This window comes from Paenarthrobacter sp. NPDC056912 (assembly GCF_042786555.1).
GTDB lineage: Bacteria > Actinomycetota > Actinomycetes > Actinomycetales > Micrococcaceae > Arthrobacter.
In genome coordinates this window covers 1-3,544 of the sequence record NZ_JBHUCD010000043.1, presented here as the reverse complement: position 1 = coordinate 3,544, position 3,544 = coordinate 1, and the positions used below count along the sequence as shown (strand labels likewise).

Here is a 3,544-nt window from a genome sequence, read left to right as displayed (position 1 = left end):
CGACGCGCCCTGGAGAACATCCGCGCCACGTACAAAGCCGGCGACACCGACCTCGCCTGGACCCGCCTGACCAACTGGCGCATGCAACTCGCCGCAGCCGTGGAATACTCCGACGGCGCTGCCATCACCGGAGTCACAGTGGAGGGCGCTTCCGACTCGCCCAGCACCATGCTGTTGGCGACGTGGCTGGGCCACGCACTCCAGGCACCGGTCACGATAGTGGCAGATCCCCCCGGTACCGGCATCCGCGGCGTCAGGCTAACCAGCATTTCGGGCGTCATCCGGTTGTCCCGACCAGGTCATACGCTGGCCGAGCTGACGCAACCGGGCCAGCCCGCACAGCGGATCACCCTTGCGCGTCGCAGCCTCAAGGACTGCCTCGCCGAAGAACTGCGCAGGCTCGACCCCGACGACGTCTTCGGAGATACCGTTCGCAGCTTTGGTGCGTTGGCGATGCAGCACGAAACGGTGGACAACCACGGCAACGTGGACGTGGACGCCTTGGTCTCGGCACTCAGCCGGGTGGACGATGCCCTCGCGAAGGCGGGCTGAGCCTCTCCAACGGCAGGTTCCCCCAATGACAGGCGCCGTCATCGACCAAACGATGACGGCGCCGTCGTTCCTTAATCCGGTGCCGTGTCAGAACAGCAGCGGTGCCAGCCGGGAACTCAGCTCGCGGGCAGCAGCGGCATGCTCGCGAGTGGCGTTGAACCGCTCCGCCGGGCTGGACAGGCAGAGGGCGGCACCGACCGGCCCGTCCGGCAGGCGGACCGGATAGGCCAAGCTCGCTGAACCTTCTTCCAGCTCGCTGATTTCCGAGGCTTCCCCGCTCGACCTTATTTCTTCAAGTTGTTGTTTCAATTGCGCGGCGTCCGTGATGGTGTGCGCCGTCAATCGGACTAATGGACCTTTTGGGAATGGCGCAGAAAAATCGTCGAGCCCGGCAAGCATTAGTTTTCCCGCAGCGGAGGTGTGTGGATAGCGGAGCATTTCAAAAACTGAATGCAAGGGATAATCCGGATCTTCATCAGCGATTCTGAGGGAAGCGTTCCGGAACATTACCAGGTGCACGGCAAATCGATTTCTGCTGCGGAATTCCTGTATTTCGCTCCGGGCTGCCGTGGGCACGGTGGGAGGAGTGGCGGCCGTGATCAGGCCAGAGATCGCGTGCCCCAGGGCGAAGCCCCGGAGGTCCGAAGTGCGGGCAAGATACTCGTCCGCGACCAGCGAGTTCAGGACCCTGTAAGCGGTTGCCTGTGGCATCTGCAGGGCGTCGGTGATCTCCTTGGCCGTGGTTCCCGTGCCAAAGCGCGCTACGGTTTCCAGGACTTTGAGTGAGTTCAGCGCCGAACTCGGCTTGGTATGCGAGGGTCTGTAGTTCATGCTCATGGAATTGGCCTGCCATTGAAGAGGTCCAGGTCCCGGGTCTCGTCGTAGATTCCGACGGACGCCAGGCGCTCAGGTAATCGGAAGTGCAGGAAAGTGGCGTAGAGGATGCTTGCCAGGAGCACGCCGCCGTAGACGATTGCCTGCAGGTTGCCGGTGCTGATGGAGACCGCCGTAGCAGTCCAGATCACCGCCCCCACAGCCAAGGAAGTAATGGCTCCCAGGATCCAGCTGGCATAGGTGCTTTCGCCGATCCTCCGCAGGAAGAAGGGGAGTGATGCGCTGGCAAGCAAGTACGAACCCAGATAGCCGTAAGCGCCTAAAGTGAAGAGAACGGCGAGGCCCCGTTCCGGGCTGGCGCCCGAAACGATAACCGCAACGGGTACGACGGCGACCAGCGGCATGGTGACTACGATCGCCGTCGAGGGGGTTCTGAAAGCGGCATGGGTCCGGCCGAAGATCCGAGGGGCGACGCCTTCCCTGCCCATGCAGAAAAGGATCCGGACGAAGGCGTTCATTGAGGCGATCGCACAGGCAAAGAACGAGGCTGCGATGCCAAGATCCAGGACTGCTGCGAACAGCGGGGATGTCTGGGAGAAAAGGTCTGACAGGGGTGTGGGACTGGCTGCGACGCTCAGGGGCGCACCCCTTAGCGCCACATCCTGGGCGGAGACGGAAAGCAGGCAAAGAACGCCCATCAGGAGCGGGGTCCAGGTGATTGCCCGGGGGACACTGACGAAGGGTTTGTGTGCTTCGCCGCCTAGTGTTGTAGGGCTTTCGAAGCCGACGAAAGCGCTGATGGCCACCACGACGCCGAGCGGAAGCGCATCAAAATTCCCGCTCCAGGCCAGCGCGCTGCCGAGGTCGATCTGCGGCTGGTTGAGGGCAAAATAGACGAACATCAGCACGGCGAGGACGCCTATGGACATGGCCTCCATCATCACCGTGAACCACGCGGACAGTCGGATTCCGCGGACCATCAGGTAACAGGCCGCGCCGGCCGCAAGCAAGATAACCACTACCGGGAACGCCGTTGAATCCGCGATGCTGAGCCCCAGGTTGCTGAAGAGCTTGGCCACATAGATGCCCACCACCAGCAGGCCGGCCATCGCCACGAGGCCGTACCCGAACAGGGCGGACCAGCCCGCGGTTATTGCCGTGCGTTGGCCGAGCCCCTTGGCCGTATAGCTGTACAGGCCGCTTACGGCAGCCATGCGCTTGGCCATGGGCCGGAGGCAGAACGCGACCAGGACCATCACTGCCATGGCTGCGCCGAAGGTCATCACCAGGTTCGGACCGTCCGAACCAAACACCAGCCCCGGAAAGACCAAGGCCGGAATGACGGCCATGGCACCGGCCGGCGCGACGCCGGCAACTGCCTGCGCGAGAACAGGCAAGAAGGAAAGCTTTCGACGGCGTAAGCCTTCCACGGGTGATTGTCGCGTGATGAAGCGATCACTGCGGGCAGACATTGTGTACCAACTTTCCCTCGGACAGGCCCGCCAACGTTGCTTATGAAGGGCCGGCGCCATCGAGCCGAGATGCAAAACATTAGCATTCCCGGGCCTTCTTCATACAGATGTGAAGGTGTTTCCGTATGTTTCCAACATGTTAACTGGGGTGGGAAAAAGTGCCTGATAATTTCTCACCTAAATATTCAAAAAAGCCCTCGCATAAATGTTTTGGGTGGCGTAGCTTTTTCTCACAGACGGAATGCGAGTGACTGGCATCACATACCTGAGGCTCCATGTTGAGCCGCTGCCGGCCTCTGTAAATCGAACCTCAGTAGACCCTCGTCCCTCGGGGACGGCTGTGTTTGCCTGGTCCATTCCGTCTTCCGTAGGGATCTGCATCCCGTTCCAGGAACAAAGGAGTTTGTTGTGACTTTGAATGCTGAAACTGAGGCTCTTGTGGGGGTTTCGCACCCGTTGGATCCGTTGTCGCGGGCGGAGATTTCCCGTGCGGTGGCGATTTTGAAGGAGGGTCCTGCTGCTGCGGAGTCGTTCCGGTTTATCAGTGTTGAGCTTCGTGAGCCGGCCAAGGATGATTTGCGGGCCGGTGTTCAGGTGGCTCGTGAGGCTGATGCTGTGCTGGTCGATCGTGCCCAGGCCCGTTCCTTCGAGGCTGTTGTTGACCTGGACGCGGGCACGGTGGATTC

3 protein-coding genes and 1 pseudogene are annotated in these 3,544 nt (G+C 61.4%); 2 read left to right on the top strand and 2 right to left on the bottom strand.

Features of this window, described 5'->3' with window-relative positions; translation table 11 throughout:
• Positions 1–552 (top strand): glucose-6-phosphate dehydrogenase assembly protein OpcA (locus tag ACFRJ9_RS23885; RefSeq protein ID WP_377673373.1); only part of this gene is annotated, 552 nt, incomplete at its 5' end.
• 87 nt (positions 553–639) lie between these two features.
• Here the strand turns inward: ACFRJ9_RS23885 and ACFRJ9_RS23880 are convergent.
• Both ACFRJ9_RS23880 and ACFRJ9_RS23875 read right to left on the bottom strand, forming a co-directional pair.
• Positions 640–1,383 (bottom strand): IclR family transcriptional regulator, encoded by a 744-nt coding sequence (locus ACFRJ9_RS23880; protein ID WP_377673371.1) that lies wholly within the window; start codon positions 1,381–1,383, stop codon positions 640–642.
• 2 nt (positions 1,384–1,385) lie between these two features.
• Positions 1,386–2,783 carry an APC family permease gene (locus tag ACFRJ9_RS23875; RefSeq protein ID WP_377673369.1) on the bottom strand — a complete coding sequence of 466 codons (1,398 nt, stop codon included), beginning with the start codon at positions 2,781–2,783 and terminating at the stop codon, positions 1,386–1,388.
• Between the two features lie 483 nt (positions 2,784–3,266).
• On the opposite strand from ACFRJ9_RS23875, the pseudogene ACFRJ9_RS23870 reads away from it, so the two are divergent.
• A pseudogene (locus ACFRJ9_RS23870) lies at positions 3,267–3,544 on the top strand (tyramine oxidase); the annotation flags it as partial.